The 24,839-nt window shown below is 74.5% G+C and carries 18 protein-coding genes, 3 tRNA genes and 1 pseudogene; 10 read left to right on the top strand and 12 right to left on the bottom strand.

Annotated elements, in window-relative coordinates; all coding sequences use genetic code 11:
- Positions 1–173: 173 nt before the first annotated feature.
- The 6 genes and pseudogenes from ACWDD9_RS04170 (at position 174) to ACWDD9_RS04145 (ending at position 6,421) form a co-directional block, all read left to right on the top strand.
- Positions 174–1,712 carry a hypothetical protein gene (locus tag ACWDD9_RS04170; protein ID WP_449810732.1) on the top strand — a complete coding sequence of 513 codons (1,539 nt, stop codon included), beginning with the start codon at positions 174–176 and terminating at the stop codon, positions 1,710–1,712.
- A 159-nt stretch (positions 1,713–1,871) separates the two neighbouring features.
- The gene (locus tag ACWDD9_RS04165) at positions 1,872–2,864 is read left to right on the top strand and encodes an SDR family NAD(P)-dependent oxidoreductase (RefSeq protein ID WP_117488606.1); all 993 of its coding nucleotides are present in this window, start codon (positions 1,872–1,874) and stop codon (positions 2,862–2,864) included.
- A 75-nt stretch (positions 2,865–2,939) separates the two neighbouring features.
- A pseudogene (locus ACWDD9_RS04160) lies at positions 2,940–3,641 on the top strand (nucleotidyltransferase family protein); the annotation flags it as partial.
- A gap of 125 nt (positions 3,642–3,766) precedes the next feature.
- Entirely contained in the window at positions 3,767–4,684 is a 918-nt protein-coding gene (locus tag ACWDD9_RS04155; RefSeq protein ID WP_449810731.1) for an NAD-dependent epimerase/dehydratase family protein, read from the top strand.
- Positions 4,681–5,376 (top strand): spherulation-specific family 4 protein, encoded by a 696-nt coding sequence (locus ACWDD9_RS04150; RefSeq protein ID WP_074001827.1) that lies wholly within the window; start codon positions 4,681–4,683, stop codon positions 5,374–5,376. Before ACWDD9_RS04155 ends, ACWDD9_RS04150 begins: the two co-directional genes overlap by 4 nt.
- Before the next feature lie 22 nt (positions 5,377–5,398).
- A complete protein-coding gene (locus tag ACWDD9_RS04145) occupies positions 5,399–6,421 on the top strand; it encodes an endo alpha-1,4 polygalactosaminidase (protein ID WP_449810730.1) in 1,023 nt (340 codons plus the stop codon).
- Between the two features lie 54 nt (positions 6,422–6,475).
- Here ACWDD9_RS04145 and ACWDD9_RS04140 read toward each other — a convergent pair whose 3' ends face one another.
- Positions 6,476–6,676, bottom strand: coding sequence for a hypothetical protein (locus ACWDD9_RS04140; RefSeq protein ID WP_049650146.1), 201 nt, complete (start codon positions 6,674–6,676; stop codon positions 6,476–6,478).
- A 143-nt stretch (positions 6,677–6,819) separates the two neighbouring features.
- Here ACWDD9_RS04140 and ACWDD9_RS04135 point away from each other — a divergent pair, with 143 nt between their 5' ends.
- Positions 6,820–7,773, top strand: coding sequence for an aldo/keto reductase (locus ACWDD9_RS04135; protein ID WP_449810729.1), 954 nt, complete (start codon positions 6,820–6,822; stop codon positions 7,771–7,773).
- A gap of 98 nt (positions 7,774–7,871) precedes the next feature.
- Here ACWDD9_RS04135 and ACWDD9_RS04130 read toward each other — a convergent pair whose 3' ends face one another.
- The 6 genes from ACWDD9_RS04130 to ACWDD9_RS04105 form a co-directional block, all read right to left on the bottom strand.
- Positions 7,872–8,867, bottom strand: coding sequence for a C40 family peptidase (locus ACWDD9_RS04130; RefSeq protein WP_449810728.1), 996 nt, complete (start codon positions 8,865–8,867; stop codon positions 7,872–7,874).
- Complete coding sequence (locus tag ACWDD9_RS04125; protein WP_449810727.1) at positions 8,864–10,138, bottom strand: SPFH domain-containing protein; 1,275 nt, start codon at positions 10,136–10,138, stop codon at positions 8,864–8,866. Before ACWDD9_RS04125 ends, ACWDD9_RS04130 begins: the two co-directional genes overlap by 4 nt.
- A 194-nt stretch (positions 10,139–10,332) precedes the next feature.
- Positions 10,333–12,609 (bottom strand): Ig-like domain-containing protein, encoded by a 2,277-nt coding sequence (locus tag ACWDD9_RS04120; protein WP_449810726.1) that lies wholly within the window; start codon positions 12,607–12,609, stop codon positions 10,333–10,335.
- Between the two features lie 352 nt (positions 12,610–12,961).
- A tRNA-Arg gene (locus tag ACWDD9_RS04115) sits at positions 12,962–13,037 on the bottom strand.
- A gap of 34 nt (positions 13,038–13,071) precedes the next feature.
- Positions 13,072–13,144: transfer RNA gene (locus ACWDD9_RS04110), tRNA-Arg, on the bottom strand.
- Between the two features lie 229 nt (positions 13,145–13,373).
- Positions 13,374–13,467: transfer RNA gene (locus tag ACWDD9_RS04105), tRNA-Ser, on the bottom strand.
- 177 nt (positions 13,468–13,644) lie between these two features.
- Here ACWDD9_RS04105 and ACWDD9_RS04100 point away from each other — a divergent pair.
- A complete protein-coding gene (locus ACWDD9_RS04100; RefSeq protein WP_449810725.1) occupies positions 13,645–17,175 on the top strand; it encodes a PAS domain-containing protein in 3,531 nt (1,176 codons plus the stop codon).
- A gap of 67 nt (positions 17,176–17,242) precedes the next feature.
- Here the strand turns inward: ACWDD9_RS04100 and ACWDD9_RS04095 are convergent, their stop codons facing one another.
- Positions 17,243–18,904: a long-chain fatty acid--CoA ligase gene (locus ACWDD9_RS04095; protein ID WP_449810724.1), complete on the bottom strand. Its 1,662-nt coding sequence runs from the start codon at positions 18,902–18,904 to the stop codon at positions 17,243–17,245.
- A gap of 206 nt (positions 18,905–19,110) precedes the next feature.
- Entirely contained in the window at positions 19,111–19,983 is an 873-nt protein-coding gene (locus ACWDD9_RS04090) for a DUF1906 domain-containing protein (RefSeq protein WP_107086553.1), read from the bottom strand.
- A gap of 152 nt (positions 19,984–20,135) precedes the next feature.
- Between ACWDD9_RS04090 and ACWDD9_RS04085 the strand changes: the two genes are divergently transcribed.
- Positions 20,136–21,203, top strand: coding sequence for an EamA family transporter (locus ACWDD9_RS04085; protein WP_380780711.1), 1,068 nt, complete (start codon positions 20,136–20,138; stop codon positions 21,201–21,203).
- Positions 21,204–21,262: 59 nt separating this feature from the next.
- On the opposite strand, the gene ACWDD9_RS04080 is transcribed toward ACWDD9_RS04085, so the two are convergent.
- Complete coding sequence (locus tag ACWDD9_RS04080) at positions 21,263–22,063, bottom strand: pyridoxine/pyridoxamine 5'-phosphate oxidase (protein ID WP_234348562.1); 801 nt, start codon at positions 22,061–22,063, stop codon at positions 21,263–21,265.
- Positions 22,064–22,607: 544 nt separating this feature from the next.
- On the bottom strand, positions 22,608–22,937 hold the full coding sequence (locus tag ACWDD9_RS04075; RefSeq protein ID WP_049656286.1) for a hypothetical protein: 330 nt from the start codon (positions 22,935–22,937) through the stop codon (positions 22,608–22,610).
- Here ACWDD9_RS04075 and ACWDD9_RS04070 point away from each other — a divergent pair.
- Complete coding sequence (locus tag ACWDD9_RS04070; RefSeq protein ID WP_143204509.1) at positions 22,936–23,118, top strand: hypothetical protein; 183 nt, start codon at positions 22,936–22,938, stop codon at positions 23,116–23,118. The genes ACWDD9_RS04075 and ACWDD9_RS04070 overlap by 2 nt on opposite strands.
- Positions 23,119–23,394: 276 nt before the next feature.
- On the opposite strand, the gene ACWDD9_RS04065 is transcribed toward ACWDD9_RS04070, so the two are convergent.
- Positions 23,395–24,759 carry an FAD-binding oxidoreductase gene (locus ACWDD9_RS04065; protein ID WP_449810723.1) on the bottom strand — a complete coding sequence of 455 codons (1,365 nt, stop codon included), beginning with the start codon at positions 24,757–24,759 and terminating at the stop codon, positions 23,395–23,397.
- Between the last annotated feature and the right edge of the window lie 80 nt (positions 24,760–24,839).

The following is a 24,839-nucleotide window of genomic DNA, read 5'->3' as shown; positions in this document are numbered from 1 at the left end:
AGCACAGCGAGGTGGACGCGTGAACGAGCGCAGCGAGCGAACCATCGAAAGGCGCGTGTCCCGCTCAGCGGCCGCCGAGCACAGCGAGGTGGACGCGTGAACGAGCGCAGCGAGCGAACCATCGAAAGGCGCGTGTCCCGCTCAGCGGCCGCCGAGCACAGCGAGGTGGACGCATGAGCGGTCCGTTGCGACTGATTCCGGGCGAGGCCGGCCCCGACCAGACCGTGCAGCTGCGCGCCCTGCCGCTCAAGCGCCGCCGTCCCGCCCCGTCGGAGCAGGAGCCGGAGCCGGAGCCGGAGCAGGATGACTCGCTCTACCTCCCCGCGGACCCGCTGGACGAGCTCGCCGAGCGCCTGCGCGACGTCTGCGCCGACGCCGTCCACCCGTACGAGATCGCGGCCTTCCTGGAGTCCGACGGCCTGTCGGACGAGCAGGCCGCCCTGCTGTACGGCCGCCCCGACGCGTTCACCGTCGCCGAGGAACTGTTCGAGAAGGTCGAGCGCCGCTACCCCGGCCCGAGCTCCGAGTTCGCCAACCCCTGGCGGGCCGACCCCTGGCGCTGCGTGGTGCGCGGCCTGGTGTTCGCCCTGCCGGGGCTCGGCTACCTGCTCGGCGCCAACCTGTTCGCGACCACCCGGATGCGCTTCGGCCTGCCCTCGGGCATGCTCGCGCTGTCCGTCGCCACGCTGGTCAGCTGGGGCTTCAACCAGGCGCTGGCGCACCGCTCCTACCGCTGGCTGGGCCGGCTGCGCCGCCGCGAGGCCGCGGTCTGCCTGGCCGTCGGCGCCCCGGTCGGCGCGCTGGTCGCGGCGGCCGCCGCGTACGTGGTCGGCGGGCCGCTGGGCGCGCTGTGCTTCGCCGCCGGGCAGTCCTGCTACCTGGGCGCGGCCACCGTGCTGCTGGTGCTCGGGCGGGAGAAGTTCCTGCTGCTGGCGCTGGCCCCGGCCTCGGTCGGCGCGGGCGTGGTGCTGGCGGCGGACGTCCCGCAGCCGGTCCGTACGGTCGTGCTGCTCGTCTCGCTGGTGCTGGCGGTCGGACTGGCCGTCCGGGAGCTGCTGGTCTGCATCCGCGGCGGCGAACGCGAGTCCGTCGAGCTGAGGCTGCCGGTCCGCCAGGAGGTCCCGCACCTGCTGTTCGGCCTGGCCTGCGGCGCGCTCACGCTGATCGCCGGCCTCGGCGGGACGATCCACCAGGCCGTGCAGTCCGGCGGCCTCCCCGCGCAGGCCACGTCGACCACCCCGACCGGACCGGCCATGATCGCGCTGACGCTCAGCCTGGGCCTCGCCGAGTGGCTGCTCTTCCGCTACCGGGCGATGGCGGTGGCCGCCCTGCGCACCAGCCACACCAGCGGCCAGTTCACCCGCCGCACCGGCGGGATCCTGCTCGGCTGCCTGTTCATCTACCTCACCACCGTGGCCGCGCTGGACGCCGCCGCGACCGTGCTGTGGCCCGGCGCCCCCGCGCTCGGCGTGCCGCAGCTCGGCGCGATGCTGCTCCTCGGCGGCTCGCTCTGGCTGGCGCTGCTGCTGAACGCCTTCGGGTTCAGCTGGAGCACCGCCCTCGTCTGTCTGGCCGCCGCGGTCGCCGAGAGCGCCGGGCTGCTGGCGGGTGCGGACCCGATCGTCCTGCAGCTGATCGGCTGCGGGACGGCCGCCTTCGTCCTCACCGCACTGGCCGGGCCCGCGCTCGGCCGCACCACCCAGCACCGCTGAAAACGCACCACCCAGCACCGCTGAACACATCGAATATCCCGCACGCCTCCTTCGCGTGCACCGCCGTACCCGTTCCACCTGAGACACCCACCGGGCCAACGGCGGCCGGCCACCCCAGTGCGTCCGGCCGCCCCGGCAGATCGAGAAAGCGACATCCGCATGAGCAGCGTTGCGGTTACCGGAGCCGAGGGCTTCATCGGCTCCCACCTCGTCGAGACCCTGGTCGCCGACGGGCACCACGTCCGCGCGATGGTCCAGTACAACTCGTTCTCGTCCTTCGGCTGGCTGGAGACCCTGTCCGAGGAGGTGCTGGACTCGGTCGAGATCGTCCTCGGCGACGTCCGGGACCCGGGCTCGGTCAACGGCCTGGTCAAGGGCACCGAGGCGGTCTACCACCTGGCCGCCCTGATCGCGATCCCGTACTCCTACCGCGCCCCCCACTCGTACGTGGACACCAACGTCACCGGCACCCTGAACGTGCTGGAGGCGGTGCGCCACCAGGAGATCCCCCGCCTGGTGCACACCTCCACCAGCGAGACCTACGGCACCGCGCAGACCGTGCCGATCACCGAGGACCACCCGATCAACACCCAGTCCCCGTACGCCGCCTCCAAGGCCGGCGGGGACCGGCTGGCCGACAGCTACCACGCCAGCTTCGAGACCCCGGTCGTCACCCTGCGCCCGTTCAACACCTTCGGCCCGCGCCAGTCGATGCGCGCCGTCATCCCGACCGTGATCGCCCAGGTCGCGGCCGGCCAGACCGAGATCACCCTCGGCGACCTGCGCCCGACCCGCGACTTCACGTTCGTCAAGGACACCGCCAACGCCTTCCGCACGGTGGGCACCGCGCCCGCCGACACGGTGGTCGGCCGGACCTTCAACGCCGGCACCGGCGGCGAGATCTCAGTCGGCGACCTGGTCACCCTGGTCGGCAAGCTGATGGGCGTGGACCTGGTGGTGAAGGAGGACGAGCAGCGCATCCGTCCGACCAACTCCGAGGTCATGCGCCTGGTCGCGGACGCGACCCGGCTGCGCGAGGCCACCGGCTGGGCCCCGAACTTCAGCCTGGAGCAGGGCCTGGAGCAGACCATCGAGTTCTTCCGCGACCCGGCCAACCTGGCCCGCTACAAGACCGACATCTACAACGTCTGACCCGCCCCGACCGATCTTGCTCGTCCTGGTAACCAAGGTTCGTGTCCTGCACATCCTTTCCGTGGGGGAAACACCATGCACGCAGTGATCCTGGCCGGCGGTAAGGGCGTCCGTCTCCGCCCGTACACCACCGCGCTTCCCAAGCCGCTCGTCCCGATCGGCGACCAGCACGCGATCCTGGAGATCGTGATGCGCCAGCTCGCCGCCGCGGGCTTCCAGAGCGTCACCCTGGCCATCGGCCACCTCGGCCACATCATCCGCGCCTACGTCGGCAACGGCTCGCAGTGGGGCCTGCGGGTCGGCTACGCCGTCGAGGACAGCCCGCTCGGCACCATGGGCCCGCTGCTCACCATGCAGGAGCGCCTGCCCGAGCACTTCCTGGTGATGAACGGCGACATCCTGACCGACCTGGACTTCGCCGGGGTGCTCAAGCACCACGAGGCGTCCGGCGCCCCGCTGACCATCGCCACCTACGCCCGCCAGGTCAAGATCGACTTCGGCGTGCTGACCTCCGAAGAGGGCACCATCACCGGCTTCCAGGAGAAGCCCAGCATCGACTACCGCGTCTCGATGGGCGTGTACGGCGTCTCCCGCTCGGCGCTGGCCAAGTACACCCCCGGCCTGCCGCTGGGCTTCGACGAGCTGGTGCTCGACCTGCTGGCCGCCGAGACCCCGCCCGCCGCGTACGAGTTCGGCGGCTACTGGCTGGACATCGGCCGGCCCGACGACTACGACCGGGCCAACGCCGAGTTCTCCACCATCCGTCCGGTCCTGATGCCCTTCGAGTCGAGCGGCATCACACCGGGTGTCGCGGAGCTGCCGATCCCGGCCGCCCGCACCGCCCCGGACGACGCGACCACCGAGCCCGCCACCGCGGGCGCCGAGAGCGACGGACGGGCCGCGTGAGAATTCTGCTCCTCGGCGGCGACGGCTTCCTCGGCCGTCACGCCACCGCCGTCCTGCGGTCAGTGCCCGGTGCCACCGTGCTGACCGCGGGCCGGCGGCCCGCCCACGACCTCCGGCTGGACCTGGCCACCGCCCAGGCCGGCCCGCTCGGCGAGGAACTGTCCGCGCTGGCCCCCGACGCGGTGGTCAACTTCGCCGGCGCGGTGGCCGGCAGCGCGGTCAAGCTCGCCGAGGTGAACGCCCGCGGCCCGGCGGTGCTCTGCGAGGCGCTCTCCCTCGGCGCCCCGAAGGCCCGCCTGGTGCACATCGGTTCGGCCGGCGAGTACGGCGTCTGCGCGCGGGGCGAGTCCCTCGCCGAGGACGCCGACGCCCGCCCGGTCGGCGTGTACGGCGCGACCAAGCTGGCCGGCTCCCTCGCGGTGGCCGGCTCGCCGCTGGACGCCGTGGTGCTGCGGGTGTTCAACCCGGTCGGCCCCGGCGCCCCGGCGGGCTCGCTGCCCGGGCGGCTGGCCGCCGAGCTGCGCCGGGTGGAGCCCGAGGGCGCCGACGGCGTGATCACGGTCGGCGACCTCTCCGCCTACCGCGACTTCGTCGACGCCCGGGACGTGGCGAAGGCGGTCGGCCTGGCCGTCACCGCCGACCGTCCGCTCCCCCGGGTGCTCAACCTGGCCTCCGGGCACGCCCGGCAGGTCCGGGCGATCGCGGACGGGCTGGTCACCGCGGCCGGCTTCACCGGCCGGATCGACGAGAGCGGGGCGGGCTCCGAGCGCTCGGCCGCGGTCTCCTGGCAGCAGGCCGACGTGTCGGCCGCCGACCGGGAGCTCGGCTGGCGGCCGGAGACGGACCTCGCCGACACCCTGCGCGACCTGTGGCTCGGCACCGCCGGGCCCACGCCCGACCCGGTGGTCGCATGACCGCCGGGCACACCCCCGACGGCCGCCTGCTGGTGCCGCTGTACGTCCACCCCGCGGTGGACCCGGCGGCCTGGCAGGCGGTCGCCGCCGCCGACCCCGCCCGGATCGCCGCCGTCGTGCTCAACCTCGCCGACGGTCCGGGCGAGTTCCCGGACCACGTCTTCGCCGAGGCCGCCGACGAACTCCGCGCCGCCGGACTGCCGTTGGTCGGCTACACCGACACCGACTACGGCCGCCGGCCGCACGCGGCCGTGGTGGCCGACATCCTGACGTACCGTCAGCGCCACGGCATCACCGGCGTCTACCTCGACCAGGTCTCCACCCACCCGGGTGCGCTCGCGCACTACCGGCGGCTGGCCACGGCCGCCCGCGCGGCCGGCTGCGGCACCGTGGTGTTCGGCCACGGCGAGCACCCGGACCCGGGCTACGCCGAAGTCGGCCTGGCCGACCTGCTGGTGACCTTCGAGGGCGACTGGGACGCCTACCGCGCCATGACGCTGCCGCTGTGGACCGGCCGGCACGCGGCCTCCCGCTTCTGCCACCTGGTCTACGACGTCCCTTCCGAGCACGCCCAGGACGCCGCCGCCCTGATCGCCGCCCGGCGAGCCGGCGTCGGCTGCGCCGTACCGGGGGCCGGGGAGAACCCCTGGCGCACCCTGCCGTACGGCCTGAACGCCGCCGAACTGACCTGACCCGATCCGGAGTCCGACTACCGTGAACCGCCGCAACCACCGGCACCTCCCGGCCGCCCTGGCCCTCGCCACCGCCACCGCCCTGCTGGTCAGCTCGTGCAGCAGCTCGGGTTCGGAGGACGACCAGGACTCGGCCGACGGCACCCCGAGCAACTCCCCCGCGGCCACCGCGCCGAGCACCCCCGGCACCCCCGACCTGAGCACCACCGAGCCGGGCACGCCGACCCCCGCGCCCACCGCTCCCGGCACCACCGCGCCCGCCCCGGGCACGCCCGGCAGCAGCACGCCTCCCGGCACCCCGCAGGGCACCGGCACCCCGCCGGGCAACCCGGCACCGCCGGCCGGCGCCCGCTGGCAGCCCACCCCGGGCCTCGCCTGGCAGTGGCAACTCGGCGGCGGCGTCGACCAGTCGGTGGACGTCCCGGTCTACGACATCGACGGCTTCGAGAACGACGCCTCGGTGGTGGCCGCGCTGCACGCCAAGGGCCGCAAGGTGATCTGCTACATCAACGCCGGCTCCTGGGAGGACTTCCGCCCCGACTCCGCCGCCTTCGCCAAGTCCCTCCAGGGCTCGGACACCGGCTGGAAGGGCGAGAAGTGGTTCGACATCCGCAAGCTCGACCAGCTGAAGCCGCTGATGGCCGCCCGCTTCGACATGTGCCGGAGCAAGGGCTTCGACGCCGTCGAGCCGGACACCATCGAGGCGTACAACCAGAACAGCGGCTTCCCGCTGACCCCGGACGACCAGCTCAAGTACAACCGGATGCTGGCCCAGCTCGCCCACGAACGCGGCCTGGCCATCGGCCTGAAGAACGACCTGGACCAGATCCCGGCCCTGCTCCCGGACTTCGACTTCGCGGTCAACGAGGAGTGCGCGCAGTTCGACGAGTGCGACCGGGTCGCGCCCTTCGTCAAGGCGGGCAAGGCGGTCTTCCACGTCGAGTACAAGCTCGACACGGACCAGTTCTGCGGCAAGGCCAAGTCGCTGGGCTTCAGTTCGATGCGGAAGAAGCTCGAACTGAACGCCTGGCGCAAGCCCTGCTGAGGTGTTCGTCTTCCGTCGCGCGGGTGACCCGGACGAGGGTCACCCGCGCGAAGGTCACTTGACCGCCAGCCAGACGACGGCGCCCAGGACGACCAGCACGACGACGGCGACCAGCGCGATCACGCCGGTGCGGCCGCTGCTCTTGCTGCTGCCGTAGGTGGAAACGTTGCCCGGGGCCTGGGGCGCCGGGCTCTCGTCGACGAACGCCCGGAACATCTGGGTGCTGCCGGCGGGGTCGTAGTCGTTGTCAGCCATGGCACGGACTCTAACGAATCGGCCCACCTCGGGCACACCCCGGACCCCCGTCGCGCGGACCACACCACCCTTCCGTGCAACAGCCTCGTGAAGACCGCGGGGTTCCCGGAATGCCGGGCCGGGCCATGGGGTTGACTGCCTTCATGACCGGAAACCACAGCCGGGTGAGCCTCGGCACCTCCGACCTGTCCGTCTTCCCGCTCTCCCTCGGCGGCAACGTCTTCGGCTGGACGGCCGACGAACAGCAGTCCTTCGCCGTCCTGGACGCCTACGCGGCGGCCGGCGGAAACTTCGTCGACACCGCCGACGTCTACTCCTCCTGGGCCCCGGGCAACACCGGCGGCGAGTCCGAGACCGTCCTCGGCAACTGGCTGCGCAGCCGCGGCAACCGCGAGGACGTCGTGATCGCCACCAAGGTCGGCATGCTCGCCGAGCGCGGTGGCCTGGGCGCCGCCAACATCAAGGCCGCGGCCGAGGACTCGCTGCGCCGCCTGGGCGTCGAGCGGATCGACCTCTACTACACCCACCGGGACGACGACACCCCGGTCGAGGAGTTCGTCACCGCGCTGGACGAGCTGGTCCGCGAGGGCAAGGTCCGGGCGATCGCCGCCTCCAACATCTCCGCCGAGCGGCTCACCGAGGCGCTGGCCTTCGCCGAGCGCGAGGGCCTGGCGAAGTACGTCGCCGTCCAGCCGCACTACAACCTGGTCTCGCGCGGCACCTTCGAGGGCCCGCTGGCCGACGTGGTCGCCGAGCACGGCCTGGCCACCGTCCCGTACTACGCGCTGGCCTCCGGCTTCCTGACCGGCAAGTACCGTCCGGGCGCCGACGGCGTGGCCAGCGCCCGCGCCGAGGGCGCCGCCCGCTACCTGGCCGAGCCGCGCGGCCCCAAGGTGCTGGAGGCGCTGGACACCGTCGCCGCCGAGCAGGGGGTGGAGCCCGCCTCCGTCGCCCTGGCCTGGCTCGCCGCCCGTCCGACGGTCGCCGCCCCGATCGCCAGCGCCCGCACCGTCGAGCAGCTTCCGCCGCTGCTGGTCGGCGCCACCCTGCAGCTCACCCCGGAGCAGACCGCCCTGCTGGACGCCGCCTCCGCCTGAGCCGGATCCGGCACCGCGGCCGCTCCGAACGCGGTCCGGGCCCCGACAGCGGCGCGCTGTCGGGGCCCGGTACGGCCTTCGCCGTTACGGCCGCGCGGTCACGGCCGCCCGAAGTGGGTGGGGTAGTAGCCCTGGCTGAGGGTCGAGATCCGGACGGTCGTGCCCGGCCGGGGAGCCTCCACGAACTTGTTGCCACCGAGGTAGATCCCCACGTGGTGGATCCCCGAAACCCGGCCGCTGTCGGACCAGAACACCAGGTCGCCGCGGCGCAGCTGCCCGGCGCTGATCGGCGTGGTCGCCGCGTACTGGTCGTCGGCCACCCGCGGCAGGCTGATCCCCGCGCGCCGGTAGGCCTGCTGGACCAGCCCCGAGCAGTCGTAGCCGGACGGGCCGTTGCCGCCCCAGACGTACGGCTTGCCCAGCTGGGCGAGCGCGTAGTCGATGGCCGACTCCATGCTCCCGGAGGCCGGTGCGGGGTTCGCCGACGGACGGCTCGCGGGGGGCGCGGGCTGCGCGGGGGTCCGGGCGGAGCCGCCGGACTGCCCGGTGCGGCTCGCGTAGACGTCGTAGTGGCTGGTCCAACGCCACTCGCCGCTGCCGTTCTTGAACCAGTACTTCGAGCCGTCCCAGCCCTGGCGCATCCCGGCGGAGGAGGCCGAGCCGTTGGAGACGGCCTGAGCGGCAGAACCGGAGGAGCCGGCGGAGCCGCCGGACTGCCCGGTGCGGCTCGCGTAGACGTCGTAGTGGCTGGTCCAACGCCACTCGCCGGAGCCGTTCTTGAACCAGTACTTCGAGCCGTCCCAGCCCTGCTTCCCGGCCGCGGCGTGCGCGGATCCGGCGCCGGCCGTCAGGCCGACGACGCCGGCGCCCGCCAGCACGGTGGTGGCCAGGCAGGTGCCCCGCACGGCCCGGTGTATTCGGCTGCCGCCGGCCGCCGCCGCGGAGCGGGCGGTGCGCGGCCGGACGACGCAGTTCGGGCAGCCGCAGCCCGCGAGCGCGGGGATGCTGCCGAGGCGCTCCTCGAAGCCGATCAGTCCGGGATCGCCGTCGGGGCCGATACCGGACTCGGCGTACGCGCCGGTGGCTATCCTCATGCGGGTCGTCCTTCCTTCCGCCCGGCACGGGCGGCCGGGGACGGTACCGAGGCGGCCACTCCGGCCGGGGCGACGAAGGCGACCAGCAGCTGCTCCATCAGCGCGCTGCGGGCGGCCTCGTCCAGTTCGTGCGCGGTGGCCCGCTCCAGCCGGCGGACGGCGAGCGCCGCGGCCTCGACCGCGTCGTCCACCAGCACCGTGCGCAGGCCCGCGTCCAGGTCGGCCAGTCTGCGCCGGCGCATCGACTCGGCCACCTCGGGCGCGTAGTCCAGGGCCAGCGGCTGCACCGAGTAGACCTCCAGGCCGGCCGGGGCGACCTCGGCGGCCAGCGCCCTGGTCATCTCGTCGGCGAACCACTGCCCGTCGCGCAGCGCGGGGCCGGGCGCGGCGTTGCTGTCGCAGGGCAGGGTGGACGCGGTGCGGGTGAGCACGGCCTGGACCTGCTCGCGCAGGTAGCTCTCGTGGTCCTCGATCGCGAGCAGCGCCCGCGCGGTGTCCTTGACCCGCCAGACGATCAGCAGCCGGACCACGATCGGCGTGCCGGTGCGGTCCACCACCTTGACCGGCTCGCTGCGCCAGTGCCGCAGCCGCACGTCCACCCGGCGGCGGCGCAGCAGCGGGTTGACCCAGACCAGGCCGGTCCGGCGGACGGTGCCCCGGTAGCGGCCCCAGCGGGTCAGCACCCGGGTCTCGCCGCCCGCGTTGGCCAGCAGCCCGGCGAGCGTGAACACCACCAGCAGGCCGGCGGCGGCCACCGCGGCGATCCACGGCGCGTCCACCTCCACCCGGCCGCTCTCCCGCGCGGCGCTGCCGCGCAGGTCGGGCAGCGCGTCCCAATACGGGATGACGCCGGTGCGCAGCAGCACGAGCAGCACGCCGCCCACGCCGATCAGCACCGCCAGCAGGGCCAGCCAGCCGGGCAGCGAGGTGGCGCGCTGCTCGCGCAGCGCCTGGTCGGCGCGCGGCGGGCGCCGGGAGGTGGTGGCGGTCAGGGCCCCGGCCACCAGGGGGTCCGGAAGTTCGACGGTCTCCGGGGCGGCCGACTCCAGCGGGTCCCGCAGGTCCGCCGAGCCGCCGTGGGAGGGGCTCGGGACGACGGCCAGCGGGGTGGTCGCCGGACCGCTGTCGGCCGGGCCGCCCGGCTTGAGGGTCTTGACGGCGGTGGTCCCGGCCAGCGGGCCGGAGCCGACGGCGGAACGTTCCGGCAGGGCCGGCGGGAGCGCCTTGGGCAGATTGTCGGGTCGCTGCGAAGAATCGCGGGTGACGTCCATGCACGGATCCTCTGGGTCGGTGTGTCGCGCAACGGGCGGCCCGGATCTGACGGGCAGTGCCAGGGTCAGGCTAAGTTCATACGTCATCAAATGCGACATTTGAGCCGAGGTGTGTCGACATTTACTGACGAATCATCCAAAGCCGACCTGACGCGCAGGCACATGAACTGATGGTCGGGACAGTTCGGCGCAGTTCAGCGCCGAGGAGCACCTGGCCTGCGGGCGAACACCCGACGGGTGATCAGCCCGAGGCCGGTGAGCACCAGCAGGAATCCGGCGATTCCACCGCGCCAGCCGGTCGCCCCGGACCGCCCGGACGCGCCCTGCGCGGTCTCCACCGGCGGCGCCGCCAACGGCGGAACCGCGTCCCCGGCGGGCCCGGCGGAGTCGACCGGGTCGGCGGCTCCGGCCGGTGAGGGCCCGGGCCGCACCGCGACGACGGCCGCGGCCGGGGCGCCGTGGCCGGTAGCGGGGGCCGGCGTCAGGCTCGGGGAGAAGGCCTCGGCGGTCGAAAGGGTCGGGACAACGGGACCGGTGGAAGCGGCGGACGCGGCCGCCACGGTCTTCGCGGGCCCGGGAGTCGCCCTCGACGGCCCCGCCGACGGGCCCGCCGACGGACCGGAACCCACCGGACTCGCCGTCACCGGCCGTGCGCCCACCGGCGGAACGGCGACCAGCACCCCCGCGGGCGCCGCCACGACGGACGGAGTCGGCGAGGCCACCGCCGCACCCTGGGCGCTCGGGCTCGGCTCGGCGGGACCCGAGGGCACCGCCGCCGCACCGGACGCCACCGGAGTCGGCGACCCCGGCCTCGCCGCCACCGGGCTCGCTGCCGAACTCGACGCCGACACCGCCGCCGTCGGGCTCGACGCCCCCGGAGCCGTAGCCGAAGCCGTCGCCATTGCCGTCGCACTCGGAGCCGCCGCACTCGGCAGCACCAGGCTCGGCAGTACCGAACTCTGCGCCGCCGCACTCGGCACCGCCGGGCTCGACGCCCCCGGAGCGGGCGCCGCCTCCGCCGTGGCGACCCGTACCGGCACCGGCTCCGCCGAAGCCGCGTTCCCCGCCCGGTCGGTCGCCGTGACGGTCAGCCACTGCTCCCCGGCCGCCAGGTCCCGGTTGGCCGTGCAGCTCCAGCTCCCGTCGAACGCCGTCGTCGCCCCGCAGAGCACCGTCCGCCGTTCCGGCTCCGCGCCCGCGTCGGCCCCCGTCGTGACCAGCACGTCCGTGCCCGGATCCGCCCGGCCGGCCAGCTTCGGCCGGCTGACCCGCACGGTCTCCCCCGGGGCCGGCGAGGTGAGCACCGGCCGGCCCGGCAGGGCGGTGGAGACGACCAGCGGGACCGGCAGCCCGGCCGTCCGGTTGCCCGCCCGGTCGACCGCGACCGGGGTGAGCAAGTGCTTCCCGTCCGTCAGGTCCTCGACCGGCAGGCAGGACCACGCGCCGCCCGCCGGCACCCCGGTGATGCACAGTTCGTCGCTGGAGCCCTCGTCGAGGACCGAGACGGTGCTGCCCGCCTCGCCGGTGCCGGTGAGCCGGAGCCCCGGGTCGTTGGTGTACGCGGGGACGGTGAGCGTGGGAGCGCCCGGCGGCACGGTCTTCACGTCGACCGTGACCGGATCGCCGCGCAGCACCACGCCGCCGCCGGTGGTCTCCACCGCGGTGAGGGCGTGCGGACCGACGGCCAGCTCCGTGCCGGGGCGGCAGGACCAGTCACCGCCGCTCCCGACCTCGGTCCGGCAGAGGACGGTGTCGCCCTCCCGGACCTCCACCGTGGCGCCGGCGACCGCGCCGTGGCCGCTGACCTGCGGGCGGGCGTCGGCGAGGACGGCACCGGCGACCGGCTCGGCGATCTCCGGCCGGGCGGCGCCGACGGTCAGCTCGATCCGCTGGTCGGCGGCCTGTCCGGAGTCGGCGAAGCCGCCGGAGGAGACGAGCTGTCCGGCGTCGCGGCCGATCCGCAGCCGGGCCCAGGTCTCGCCCGAGGCCGCGCCGGGCGGGACGGTCCACTCCAGGGTCGCGGTGGCGGCGCCGACCGGGATCTCGGTCTGCACCCGCTGGGCGGGGTCGAACCGGCCGGTGCGGCCGAAGTCGATCCAGCCGGCCAGGGTGGCGGGCCGGTCGCCGACCGCGACCGGGACGGTGAGCCGGTAGTAGCGGCCGATCGCCGCCTCGGTGGGGAAGGGGAGGGCGATCGACACGTCGGCGCCGCTGCGGCCGGTGCGCGCCGGGGCGGTCGCGCCGGCGCCCAGGAGGAGGTCGGAGGCCACGTGCGTGGCGGTGCCGTACTCCTGCGGGGCGGCGTCGAGGTCGACCCGGGCCGGGAGCCCGGAGGGCGGCACCACCCGGTGTTCGGCGGAACGGGTGTCGGGGAACTGCCGGGCCGCCGCGAGCGGGACGTTCCACGCGGTCAGCAGCCCGCTCGCGAGGACGGCCAGGGCGACAGCCGTACGGGGAAACTGTCGGCTCATCCGGCTCTCCTTCGCGGTCGGCTGCCGGGGGGTGGGCAGTCTGCACAAGATCCGACAAAAAGGAATCACGATCCTGGGCCGGTCATACTGCGACACCGGTGCTTTTGGCCGTGTCCCACCCGTTCGGCGGTCATCCGGGCGGCAGGACGGGATGTACCCGAAACGGCTGCATTTCATCCATTAGGCGGCAATCGGCGCCACCCGAACGGACGCGGGAATGGCACCTCCAGGCCCATTCGGCGGACACCGGCCTCCGGGACGCGACCACCCACTCGTGGCCTGTGTTCGAATCACTCGCCGGGTACGCCGGGGAAACGGAGAAGCCCCCGGCCGGTGGCCGGGGGCTTCTCGATGGTGCGCTCAGCAGGATTCGAACCTGCAACCTCTTGATCCGTAGTCAAGTGCTCTATCCGTTGAGCTATGAGCGCAAGGAACGGGCGAACCCGATCTTGCGGAGTTGAGTGCGCTCAGCAGGATTCGAACCTGCAACCTCTTGATCCGTAGTCAAGTGCTCTATCCGTTGAGCTATGAGCGCTCGCCCTGGTGAACGTTGCCGCCGGGGCGTTGCGGGGACAACATTACATGACCTGCGGCGTAGGACGAAATCGGTTGTTCCGGGCCCCGCCCGACCCCTCCCGACCTCCTCCCGGCCCCGCCGGGGCCGCGCTCCGGGCCATCCCGGAGTGCGGCCGGACCGCAGCCGGGAACGTGTCCGGGAACGCGAAGAGCCCCCGTCGACGAGATCGTCGACGGGGGCTCCCGACTGGCGGAGGCTGAGGGATTTGAACCCTCGATCAGGAATAACCCCGAAACCGCATTAGCAGTGCGGCGCCATAGACCGGACTAGGCGAAGCCTCCCCACAGGGATCGTACCCGCGCGAGCGGAGCCGTTCCGTGTGTCAGTGATGATGCCACAACCGTGGGGCTCGGCACCAACCGCCGCCAACGTTACTAGGCGGGTCGACTCCGCCGCAAAGAAGAATGAGATACTGCCGTCTCCGGAGGAGCTGCCCCGAGCCGAGGAGACCTGTCGACGTGAGCAGCAGGCCGATCCGAGGCGCTGCTCGCCTCGCCGCCATACTCGACGCCCTGCCCGACGCGTTGCTGCTGGTGAACAGCAACGGCACCGTCGTGGACGCCAACAGCGCGGCGGTCCAGGCGTTGCAGGCGCCGGGCACCTCACTGGTCGGCATGGGCGTGCTGGGTCTGCTGCCCGAGTTCGACCCCAGCCGCATCCCCGGCTCGATGCGACCGGCCACCCGCGACGGCGACGCCCTCGACCGCCCGGTCCGGATGACCGCCCACCGCACCGACGGCACCACCTTCCCGGTCGAGGTCTCCGGCAACGACTTCGCCGACGACGGCGACGGCCGCGGCTACGCGCGCTCCCCGTACGACTCGTACCGCGAGAACTCGCCCTCCTCCTCCGACCTGCTCCTGCTGCTGGTCCGCGACCTCTCCGGCCGGCTGGGCGTCGAGGCCGAGCTGCGCCGCCAGCACAAGCAGACCGAGATGATCCTGCGGGCCGCCGCCGAGGGCGTGCTCGGCGTCGACCTCGAAGGCCGCTGCGTGCTGGTCAACCCGGCCGCCGCGCACATCCTGGAGTACCGGGCGAGCGAGCTGGGCGGGCGCGAGCTGCACCCGCTGATCCAGCACTCCCGGGCCGACGGCACCCCGCTGGCGCTGGAGGAGTCGGCGCTGCTGGACACCCTCACCTCCGGGCGCAAGCACCGGGTGCGCGGCACCGTGCTGTGGCGCAAGGACGGCCGACCGGTCACCGTCGACCTCACCACCGCCCCGGTCCGGGACGGCGACCAGCTGGTCGGCGCGGTGATGACCTTCACCGACCGCAGCCGCGAACTCGCCCTGGTCGCCCGCAACGAACACCTCACCGCCGTCCTGGAGAGCGAGCTGGGCAGTGCCCTGAACGCGCTGAACGAGCGGCTGGACGCGCTCGCCGCCGACCCGGCCGGCCAGCTCTGGCCGGAGGCCAACTGGACGCTGCGCCGGCTGGCCGCCGAGTGCCGCCGGTACGGGAAGCTGATCGACGGGGTGCTCGACCACCAGCGCTGCGAAGCCGGCGAGAGCGGCGCCGCCGAGGCCAAGGACGGCAAGGACGGCAAGGAGCCCAAGGCCGGCGCCAAGGACGGCAAGGACGGGCCGAAGGCCGCGTCCCGGGTCCCGGTCGGCCTGGACAAGGTGGTCCGCCGGGCCGTCGAGGAGGCCGGCGAGCTGGTCGGCCCCGGCCGGGTCCGGTTCTCGGTGCACGCCGCCGCGGTCGAGGTGATCGCCGACGAGCGGCGGCTGGCCCAGGCGCTGGCCCACCTGGTCGCCGACGTCAGCGGCGTCGGACTCTCCCTGGACGCCCCCGTCGCCCCGTCCCCCGGTCTGACCGTGCCCGGGCTGAACGGCGCCGCCGCGCCCGCGCTGCCGCCCGCCCCCGAGCCGCCGACCGTCGTGCTGGCCGCCGCCCAGCGCGGCGAGGTCGCCCGGGTCGAGATCCGCGGCCCCGGCGTCGGCGGCAGCCCCGTCCACCTGCCGATAGCCCGCGCGGTGGTCGAGCGCCACGGCGGCGTGCTCCAGCCGCACGAGCTGCCCGGCAAGGCCGGCACCACGTACGTCGTCGAGCTGCCGCTGGACCCGGTCGCCGCGAAGGCCGCCGCCGAGCGCGCCGCCGCCGAAGGCCGCTCCGACCGGCCCAAGGAGAGCGACAGCGCCGTCCTGCCGGAGCTCCCGGGCATCCCGCAGCTGCCCAGCAGCGGCGAGGGCGCCGAGCCCGCGGCGGCCGACGAGCAGCCCGCTTCCGAGACCCCGGAGGCCGCCGCGGCCCCCGCCGCGGAACGGGCGCCCGCCGAGGAGCCGCCCGCCGAGCGGCGCGGCCGCCGCGGCCGCCCGGCCGCCGAGACCCCGGCGTCCGACACCCCCGACGCCCCCGGCGTCCCCGGTGCTCCCGGTGCTCCCGGCAACCCCGACATCCCGGCCGACCAGTGGCCGAACGCCCCCGCCCGGGTCGAGCGGGCCGTCCCCGAGCAGTGGAACGGCACCGGCAACGACCCCGCGTACGGCCGCCAGGGCCTGGCCGGGCCGAACGGCGCCCAGAGCGACCCGTGGGGCAAGGACGACGGCCGCTCCGGCCCCGCCTACGCCGTGCCCGTCGAGGGCCACCGGGCGCAGCCGAACCGCCCCGGCGGGCGCGAGCCGCTCGCCCTCGGTCCGGCCCCCGCGCCCGCGCCCGCCGCCCCGGACGGCACCCCGCCCGGCGGCACCCCGACCGCCGAGGCGGCCCAGGAGCAGGCCTCCGGCGAGACCAGGCACCGCCGCCGCCGCGCGCTGCCCTCGGCCGAGGAGTCCTCCGGCGGCTTCGCCCTGCCCGGGGCGGCCGACACCCCGGTCTACCCCGGTCTGGAGCACGCCCTGCCGGTCGGCCCCGCGCCCGCGCCGCCCGAACCGGCCGCCGCCCCGACCGGGCGCCGCCGCCGGCTGGCCGTCCCGCCGGGGCCCGGCCCGGACGCCCTGGTGAACGCCTCCGGCCCGTCCGGACAGGGCGGCCAAGGAGGCCAGGCCGGCCAGGCGCAGCCCTCCCCCGGCACCGCGCTGGCGCCCGCCCGGGCCGCGCTGCCCGCCGCCGAGGAGCCGTCCGGCCCGCGCCCGGTCGGCACCGGACTGGGCGAGCTCGCCCCGCCGCGCCAGCTCGGCCCGGTGCCCGCCGCCGCGCCGCAGCCGCCCGTCCCGGCCGACGCGGCCCGGACCGCGCCGCGCCCGATGGCCGAGCTCCCGCCCGCCGAGGAGCGGCCCGCACCCGAGCAGCCGTCGGCCCCGACCGGCGAGCTGGCCAACACCCGTCGGCTGCTGGTCTGGCCCGAGCCCGACCCGGCCACCAAGCAGGCCCTCCAGGCGCGCGGCTACCTGCCGGTGATCGTCCGCTCCCGCGAGGAGGTGGACGCCCAGGTCCCCGGCTTCCCCGCCGCCCTCTTCGTCGACCCGCTGACCGGCCCGATCACCCGCACCGCGCTCCAGTCGCTGCGCACCGCGGCGCTCAACCGCAGGGTCCCGGTGCTGGTCACCGCCGGCCTCGGCCAGGCCACCCGGGACGCCGCGTACGGGGCCGACCCGGCCGTCCTGCTGCGCGCCCTCGCACCGCGCGACGGCGAGCAGCACGCCCCGCGGGTGCTGCTGGTCGAGGGCGACCCGGACATCGCCGCCGCCATGATCAGCAGCCTGGAGCGGCGCGGCATGCACGTCGAGCACGCGGTGGACGAGAACGACGCGGTGGCCCGGGCCAGCAGCGTGCAGCCCAACCTGGTGGTGATGGACCTGCTGCAGATCCGCCGCCGCCGGGTCGGCCTGCTGGACTGGCTGCGCGCCAACGACCGGCTGCACCGCACCCCGCTGGTGGTCTACACCTCGGTGGACCTCGACCCGCGCGAACTGCCCCGGCTGCGCACCGGCGAGACGGTGCTGTTCCTCGCCGAGCGCTCGACCAGCGAGGACGTCCAGTCCCGGATCGTCGACCTGCTCGGGCGGATCGGCGCGATGGGCGAGGCGGGCGTCGCCGCCGCCGGCTGAGGCACGCCGAACACGTGGAAGGGCCGGCCGCCCCCGTTCGTACGGGGGCGGCCGGCCCTTCGCGCGGTCACTCCTTGCCGAGCACCGTGACGTCCAGCTCCTCGGCCGCGTAGCTGGCCCGGATCACCTTCTTGTCGAACTTGCCGACCGAGGTCTTCGGCACCGACTCCACGATCGACCAGCGCTCCGGCAGCTGCCAGGAGGCGATCCGCTCGCCCAGGAAGGCCCGCAGCTCCTTCAGCCCCGCGGTCGCGCCCGGGCACAGCACCACGGTGGCCAGCGGGCGCTCGCCCCACTTCTCGTCCGGGACGGCGACCACGGCGGCCTCGGCCACGTCGGGGTGGGCCATCAGGGCGTTCTCCAGCTCGACCGAGGAGATCCACTCGCCGCCGGACTTGATGACGTCCTTGGCCCGGTCGGTGAGGGTCAGGTAGCCGTCGGCGGTGATGGTGCCGACGTCGCCGGTGCGCAGCCAGCCGTCCTCGGAGAACTTGTCGTCCGGGCGGACCGGGTCCTGGCCGGCGCCGCCGTAGTACGCCCCGGCGATCCACGGGCCGCGCACCTCCAGCTCGCCCGCCGAGACGCCGTCGTGCGGCATCCGCTCGCCGCCCGGGCCGATCAGCCGGGCCTCGACGGAGGCCGGGAAGATGCCTTGGGTGATCCGGTACGGCCACTCCTGCTCGGGGGTGAGGCCGCCCGGCGGCTGGGCGAAGGAGCCGAGCGGGGAGGTCTCGGTCATGCCCCAGGCGTGCAGCACCCGGATGCCGTGGCGCTCCTCGTAGGCCTTCATCAGGGAGGGCGGACAGGCGCTGCCGCCGATGACCACCATGCGCAGGCTGGAGGTGTCGTAGTCGCCGGCGTCGAGCTCGCCCAGCAGGCCGGCCCAGATGGTGGGGACGGCGGCGCTGACGGTCGGGCGGACGGCCGCGATCATCTCGGCCATCGGCTTGGGCTGGAGGAAACGATCCGGCATGAGCAGGTTGGCGCCGGACATGAAGGCCGCGTGCGGGATGCCCCAGGCCTGGACGTGGAACATCGGGACCACCGGCAGCGCGGTGTCGCTCGGGGTGAAGGCGAAGTTGTCGCCGGTGTTGACCTGGAGGCAGTGCAGGTAGACCGAGCGGTGGCTGTAGAGCACGCCCTTCGGGTCCCCGGTGGTGCCGGAGGTGTAGCAGAGGACGGCGGCCTGCCGCTCGTCGATGTCGCGCTGCCACGGGTACTCGGTGGGCCGGCCGGCGATCAGCTCCTCGTAGTCGTGCACGCCGCCCGCGAAGCCGGCCAGCACCGAGCGGTCGCCGGGGCCGCTGACCACGATGTGCCTGAGGGTCGGCGCGAGGTCCGGCAGGACGGCGGCGAGCAGCGGCAGGACGCTGCCGTTGACGATGATCACGCGGTCGGCGGCGTGGTTGACGATGAACGACAGCTGCTGGGACGGCAGCCGCAGGTTCAGCGTGTGCAGCACGGAGCCCGCCGAGGGGACGGCGAGGTACGCCTCCAGGTGCTCGGCGTTGTTCCACATCAGCGTCGCTATGACGCTCTCCTCGGTGCACCCGAGCTCGTCGCGCAGCGCCCAGGCGAGCTGGGCGGCGCGGGCGCCGACCTCGGCGTAGGTCCGGACGACCGGGCCGGTGCCGTCCCAGGTGGTCACGGTCGAACGGCCGTGGACCGTGGACCCGTGCTCCAGGATTCGGGCGACGGTGAGCGGAACGTCCTGCATCGTGCTGAACACGGGTCCTCCTTGACCTGGCGGCACTGGGGGCTGCGCTCGCGGCACCTACCGGGCGGTAATGCGCGCGGACGTGCCCGATTGTGCCGCTCCCACCCCCTGCTGTCAGTATCCCGGCCCCGTTGCGCGGATCACGGATTCGTCCCGGTTCCGCCCCCGGCCCGCTCCCCGCCCTGGGCGGGGAGTGGGCCGGTGATCGGCGGCGGGTCTCAGCGGGCGGTCGGGCCGTCCACGTGGTTGCGGTCCACGGTGAGGGTGGCGCCGCCGAAGGTCTCCTCGACGTTGCCGTGGTACTGGTGGACGCGCTGGTGGAAGGTCCAGAGGTCGGGGGCCAGGGCGCCGGAGCCGTCAGTGTCGGCCTGGCCGTCCCAGCGGGCGTACCAGAGCGCGTCGGGCATCGGGGAGCCGCCGGCCCGGGCGGCGGCGGCGAGGTCCGCGATGCCGGAGTCGAGGCTGGAGTAGAAGCCGGAGCGGTAGCCGGCGGCGTGCAGGCCCGCCGTCCAGCCGAGGGTGAAGTCGACCACGGCCTGGCCGCAGGCCGGGTCGCGCAAGGGATAGGCCTCGATGTCCAGGTAGACCGGGCTGCCCTTGGCGAAGCCGAGCGCGCGCAGGGACCGGGCGGCCTCGTCCGCCTCCTCCCGGCCCTGCTCGACGGCCTTCCCCGGGTCGATCCGCTTGGGCTTGTGGCCCGGATCGGCGCACGGCGCCTGCAGTCCGACGTGCACCGGCAGGAACCGCCAGCCCAGCGCCCGCACCTGGCGCACCCACTCGGCGGTGAGCCGCGGCTGGCCGCAGCCGCGCTGGGAGCCGCTGGTGTAGACGCCGAGCGCCCCGTACGGGGAGGCGTCGCGCCAGGCCTTCAGGGTGTCGAGCGGCGGTGCGGTGCAGGCGTCGAAGGCGGGGCCGCTCCAGGTGTCGCGGGCCCGGGGCGGGCCGGACCGGTCGGGCAGCCTGACGGCCCGGATGCGGGGGGCGGCGCCGGCGGCCGGGGTGACGGCTTCGGCGTTCACGACCGTCCCGTCGGTGGCCAGCAGGAGCACGAGGGCGGCGGCGAGGAGGGCGGCGGAGCGGAGATGGCGCACCCCGCCTTGATACTGACGGTCCGTCGGACGACCGCGGCAGCCACGCCGCGACACCCGCGCGAGTCCACCCTTTCGGACGCACCCGTCCGTATCCGTCCCGATTTTTGTAACGAGCTTGCTGGTTCATCACTCCTTACGGCAAACTCACAAATATGCCCACCTCCCATACCAGCGAAACCCCTGCCGCCTCGTCGTCGGCCGCCGCCGTCGCCGAGGCCCTGGCCATGCCGCCCTCCCCCAAGGGCGAGCCCGCCGGCGAGCGGGGCAGCTGGCGACGAGGTGGGGCGTCCGGCCCCTCGGCGCCACCCGAAGTCCACCCCGGCCGGTCCACCGGCCGGTTCGGCAAGGTCCTGCGGCGCCCGGAGCGGATCCCGGCGCCGCTTCTCTGTCTGACCGCGATGTTCCTGGTGCAGACCGGCATCGCCCTGTCCAAGCCGCTGTTCGGCCCGCTCGGCGTCAGCGGCACGACCTTCCTCCGGCTCGGCTTCGCCGCCGTCATCCTGCTCGCCGTCACCCGGCCGAAGCTGCGCGACAAGCGCCCCCGCGACCTCGCCGCGGCCGCGCTGCTCGGCATGGCCTCGGCCGGGATGACCTTCCTGTTCGCCGGGGCGATCGACCGGCTGCCGATGGGCACCGCCGCGACCATCGAGTTCCTCGGCCCGCTCGCCGTCGCCCTGGTCTTCGCCCGGCGCGCCAGCCACCTGCTCTGGGCGCTGCTCGCGGCCGCGGGCGTGGCGCTGCTGACCCTGCTCGGCGAGGGCGACGGCGGCGGATCGCTCGACCCGGTCGGCCTGCTGTACGCCTTCGGGGCGGCCGCCTGCTACGCCCTGTACATCCTGTTCACCGACAAGGTCGGCGCGGCCTTCCAGGGCTTCCAGGGCCTGGCGGTGTCGATGACGGTCGGCGCGCTGACGCTCGCGCCGTTCGGGCTCGGCCAGGCCTGGCACGGGCTGACCGCGCCCGAGGCCTCGCCGATGGCGCTGCTCGCCGCGGTGGCCGGGGTGTCGCTGCTGCTGCCGGTGATCCCGTACGCGCTGGAGATGACCGCGCTGCGACGGATGCCGCAGCGGGTGTTCAGCGTGCTGGTCAGCCTGGAGCCGGCGGTCAGCGCGCTGGTCGGGCTGGTGGTGCTGGGCCAGCTGCTGGGCGCGCCGCAGCTGGCCGGGATCGGGTGCGTGGTCGCGGCCAGCGTGGGGGCCACGCTGACCGGGCGACGGTAGCCCTCGCTTCGGTCCCCAGGACGCCCTGGGTGCCCTGGGGACCCGGCGGCCTTACGGCGCTACGGCCAGAGCAGGGTGCGCGACCACTCCGGGGAGCTGACCGGGCCGGTGCGGGTGTAGCGCAGCCGGGTGTGCCGGCGCTGGGCGTCGCCCTGCCAGAACTCCACCTCGTGCGCCCACAGGGTGTAGACCGCGTGCCCGGGCGCGACCGCGTCCGGGTGCGCCTCCAGCCGGCGACGGGCGACCGCCTCCGCCTCGTCGTACTCGGCGACCGAACCCAGCGGCTCGCTCTGCCGCCCGACCAGCGCGCCGACCCGGGCGGCGGGCGAGCGGGTGGCGAACTCGGCGGCCGCGACCAGGTCGGCGGCCCGCTCGACGGTGCCGCGCACCCGGACCTGGCGGCCCAGCTGCGGCCAGTAGACGGTCAGCGCGGCGGCCGGGTGCTCGGCGAGCTGGCGGCCCTTGGGGCTGTCGGCGGCCGCCGAGAAGTTCCAGCCGGTGCCGGCCGCGTCGACGTCGCGCAGCACCAGCACCCGGGCGTCCGGCATGCCGTCCGCGTCGACGGTCGAGAGGGTGAAGGCCTGCGGGTCCAGCACACCGGCGTGCAGCGCGGTGGCGAGCCAGTCCACGAACAGCGGGCCGGGCTCGGCCGGGGCGGCCTGGTGGTCGAAGGACGGCAGCGGGCGGGCCATCGGCGGGCGGCCGAGCAGTAGTTCGGGGACGGACCTGGGCCCGGAGCGGTGCTCGTGGAGCGGCTCGGCCGACGGCTCCGGGCGCGCGTCCGCCGCCGGCTCCGCCCCGGCCTCCGGTGCGGGCCTGGCCTCGTCCGGGCCGGTCAGGCCCTCCTCCTCCGCCGCCATCGCGCGCCCTTCCTTCCGATTGCCGCGGTCGCCGCCCCGGCCGGTCCGGTCCGTCCGGGCCCGGGCACGTGGGTGCGCTGTCGGAGCGCAACCGTACCGCCGTGGGCCGACGGCTCCGGGCGCGGGCCCTCGGTGGACGGATCCGGGCCGGTCGGCGGGGGATTCCGGGGATGCCTGGCGGGGTGCTCCGACGGCGATGCGCGGCGGGGAGATCCGGCGAGGAGGCCCGGCGGGGACGTCCTGCGGGGAGGCCCGGGCCGACGGCCGGGGAACCCGGGACCGGCGCCGGACACACTCGTGGGCGGTGCCGATGGCGGCACCGCCCACGAGACCGGTTTCGCGGTGACCCTTTCCGCAGGCCGGTCGTTGCGCTGTTCCCTCTGGTGGTGATGCGTCGGTGGTTCGGTGTCCGTTCCGGCCGTTCCGTTCCGGTCCGGGCCTGTCGGCGGGTGCTCAGCTCACCCGCGTCCACCCACGTCCGGCGCCCCCGCCTTCCGTGGTGCCCGGTGCCGTCACTCGGCCGTGCGGCCGGTCAGTCGGTCGGTCAGTTGAAGGTCGGGGCGACGACGACGTTGACGTCCTTGTTGCCCTGGCCTCCCTGGACGGTGCCGGTGTTGTCCTTCACCGCGATGGTGTTGTCCTGGTTCGTGGCGCCGGAGCCGGCGGCGGTCTGCTGGGTGGAGACGTAGTTGCCGTCGACCCCGCCGAACACGTTGCCGGTGCCGGTGTCGGAGACCGCCCCGGCGTTGGAGGCGCCCTCGGCGCCCGCGCCGTTGTCGGCGGCGGCAGCCCCGGCACCGGCCAGCAGCAGGCCGGCCGCGAGCGGGCCGGCGAGTAGGAGCCCGGCTGTTCGACGGGGGTGGGTGCGAGCCATGAATGCCTCCGGGAAGCTGCTTGTCGCGCAATGGTCGATCAAGGTGCGCAAGGTTCGTCGACCGGACGAACACCTGCGGGCTGCGACGCCGGAAGACAGACTTCCGCAACAAATCGACAAAGCGCTAGCTCACACGGCGAATTTCGCCCGTTTGCGTGATATCCACCCGGGCCGCGCATGACGACCGGGAAAACGGAAAACGCGGCGAGATACCCCGTCCGAGCTGGGACTTCACCCGTACGGCCGCTGGTCGATGGTCGATCCGGGGGACGGCGCGGCACCGCCACGCGATCCGCTGGGCGCACCACCCTGGCGCGTGCGAACCGCATGCGCGCCCCTGGAAAAGTTCGGTCACCCTCCCATGTCGACTTTCCCGGTCATGAAAAGGCCGTCGGATGCCACACCACGACGGCAGGGGTTCGGACGTGCGGTCCCCGCCGAAATACTTAAGTGAAAATCAGATCATCTTGCCTGGATTCAGAATTCCCAGCGGATCGAAGACCGCCTTCAGCTGCCGCTGCAGGTCCAACGCCACCGGGCTCAACTCACGGGCCAGCCAGTCCCGCTTCAGCAGCCCCACACCGTGCTCCCCGGTGATCGTGCCGCCCAGCTCCAGCCCGAGCGCCATGATCTCGTCGAAGGAGCGCTGGGCCCGGGCCGTCTCCTCCTCGTCCGAGGCGTCGAAGATGACGATCGGGTGGGTGTTGCCGTCCCCGGCGTGACTGACCACCCCGATGGTCAGCCCGTGCCGCTCGGCGATCACCGCGACGCCGTTCAGCATCTCCGCCAGCCTGGAGCGCGGCACCGCCACGTCGTCGATCATCGTGGTGCCCAGCCGGTCCAGCGCGGGCAGCGCCATCCGCCGGGCGGCCAGCAGCAGATCGGACTCCGCCTCGTCCTCGGCCGGCACCACCTCCGTCGCCCCGGCCTCCCGGCACAGCCGCGCGACCCGGGCCAGCTCGGCCACCCGGTCCGGCCCGTCGAAGGCCACCAGCAACAGCGCCTGGGTGGACTCCGGCAGCCCCATCCGCCCCAACTCGTTGACGGCCCGCACCGAGACCGCGTCCATCAGCTCCATCAGCGACGGGGTCAGACCCCGCGCCATCACCTCGCAGACCGCCGCCCCGGCCGTGTCCGCGCTCGGGAACTCCGCCGCCAGCGCCAGCTGCGGGGCGGGCGCCGGCCGCAGCGACAGAACCGCCCGGACCACCACCCCGAGCGTCCCCTCCGAACCGACGAACAGCCTGGTCAGGTCGTACCCGGCCACGCCCTTCGCCGTCCGGCGGCCGGTGGACAGCAGCCGCCCGTCCGCCAGCACCACGTCCAGCCCGAGCACGTACTCGCTGGTGACGCCGTACTTCACGCAGCAGAGCCCACCGGCCCCCGTACCGATGTTGCCGCCGATCGTGCAGGACTCCCAGCTGGACGGATCCGGCGGATACGAGAGGCCCAACTCCTCGACGGCCCTGGACAGTTCGGCGTTCACCACACCGGGCTCGACCACCGCGATCCGGTTCACCGGGTCGATCTCCAGGATCCGGTTCAGCTTCACCAGCGACAGCACGACGCAGCCGTCCACCGCGTTCGCCGCACCCGACAGCCCGGTCCGGGCACCCTGCGGCACCACCGGGACGCGCAGCTCGGTCGCGGTGCGCAGCACGTGCCGCACCTGCTCGACCGTCTCCGGGAACACCACCGCCGCGGGCTGCCCGGCCGCGCAGAAGCCCGCCATGTCGTGGCGGTACGCGGCGGTCACGTCCGGGTCCACCACGACGGCCCCGTCCGGGAGGCCCTGCACCAGTCGGTCCGTCAGATCACTCATCGCCGCCTCCACTCGCCGCCCGACCGCCTCCACCTCCGCACTCTGCCCGGACGGCAGGGGGCGGGCAAGTGGGCCACGGG

This window comes from Kitasatospora sp. NPDC001119 (assembly GCF_053598475.1).
Note: the sequence above shows the minus strand (reverse complement) of the source record. Positions and strands in the feature narration are given on the sequence as shown.

What these genes read in the sequence shown, in the direction of transcription:
- ACWDD9_RS04080 (WP_234348562.1), bottom strand. Translation starts at nt 22,063, where the DNA reads ATGGCGGCGGAGGAGGAGGGCCTGACCGGCCCGGACGAGGCCAGGCCC.
- ACWDD9_RS04140 (WP_049650146.1), bottom strand. Translation starts at nt 6,676, where the DNA reads ATGGCTGACAACGACTACGACCCCGCCGGCAGCACCCAGATGTTCCGG.
- ACWDD9_RS04125 (WP_449810727.1), bottom strand. Translation starts at nt 10,138, where the DNA reads ATGGACGTCACCCGCGATTCTTCGCAGCGACCCGACAATCTGCCCAAG.
- ACWDD9_RS04150 (WP_074001827.1), top strand. Translation starts at nt 4,681, where the DNA reads ATGACCGCCGGGCACACCCCCGACGGCCGCCTGCTGGTGCCGCTGTAC.
- ACWDD9_RS04135 (WP_449810729.1), top strand. Translation starts at nt 6,820, where the DNA reads ATGACCGGAAACCACAGCCGGGTGAGCCTCGGCACCTCCGACCTGTCC.
- ACWDD9_RS04065 (WP_449810723.1), bottom strand. Translation starts at nt 24,759, where the DNA reads ATGAGTGATCTGACGGACCGACTGGTGCAGGGCCTCCCGGACGGGGCC.
- ACWDD9_RS04120 (WP_449810726.1), bottom strand. Translation starts at nt 12,609, where the DNA reads ATGAGCCGACAGTTTCCCCGTACGGCTGTCGCCCTGGCCGTCCTCGCG.
- ACWDD9_RS04165 (WP_117488606.1), top strand. Translation starts at nt 1,872, where the DNA reads ATGAGCAGCGTTGCGGTTACCGGAGCCGAGGGCTTCATCGGCTCCCAC.
- ACWDD9_RS04130 (WP_449810728.1), bottom strand. Translation starts at nt 8,867, where the DNA reads ATGAGGATAGCCACCGGCGCGTACGCCGAGTCCGGTATCGGCCCCGAC.
- ACWDD9_RS04085 (WP_380780711.1), top strand. Translation starts at nt 20,136, where the DNA reads ATGCCCACCTCCCATACCAGCGAAACCCCTGCCGCCTCGTCGTCGGCC.
- ACWDD9_RS04075 (WP_049656286.1), bottom strand. Translation starts at nt 22,937, where the DNA reads ATGGCTCGCACCCACCCCCGTCGAACAGCCGGGCTCCTACTCGCCGGC.
- ACWDD9_RS04170 (WP_449810732.1), top strand. Translation starts at nt 174, where the DNA reads ATGAGCGGTCCGTTGCGACTGATTCCGGGCGAGGCCGGCCCCGACCAG.
- ACWDD9_RS04070 (WP_143204509.1), top strand. Translation starts at nt 22,936, where the DNA reads ATGAATGCCTCCGGGAAGCTGCTTGTCGCGCAATGGTCGATCAAGGTG.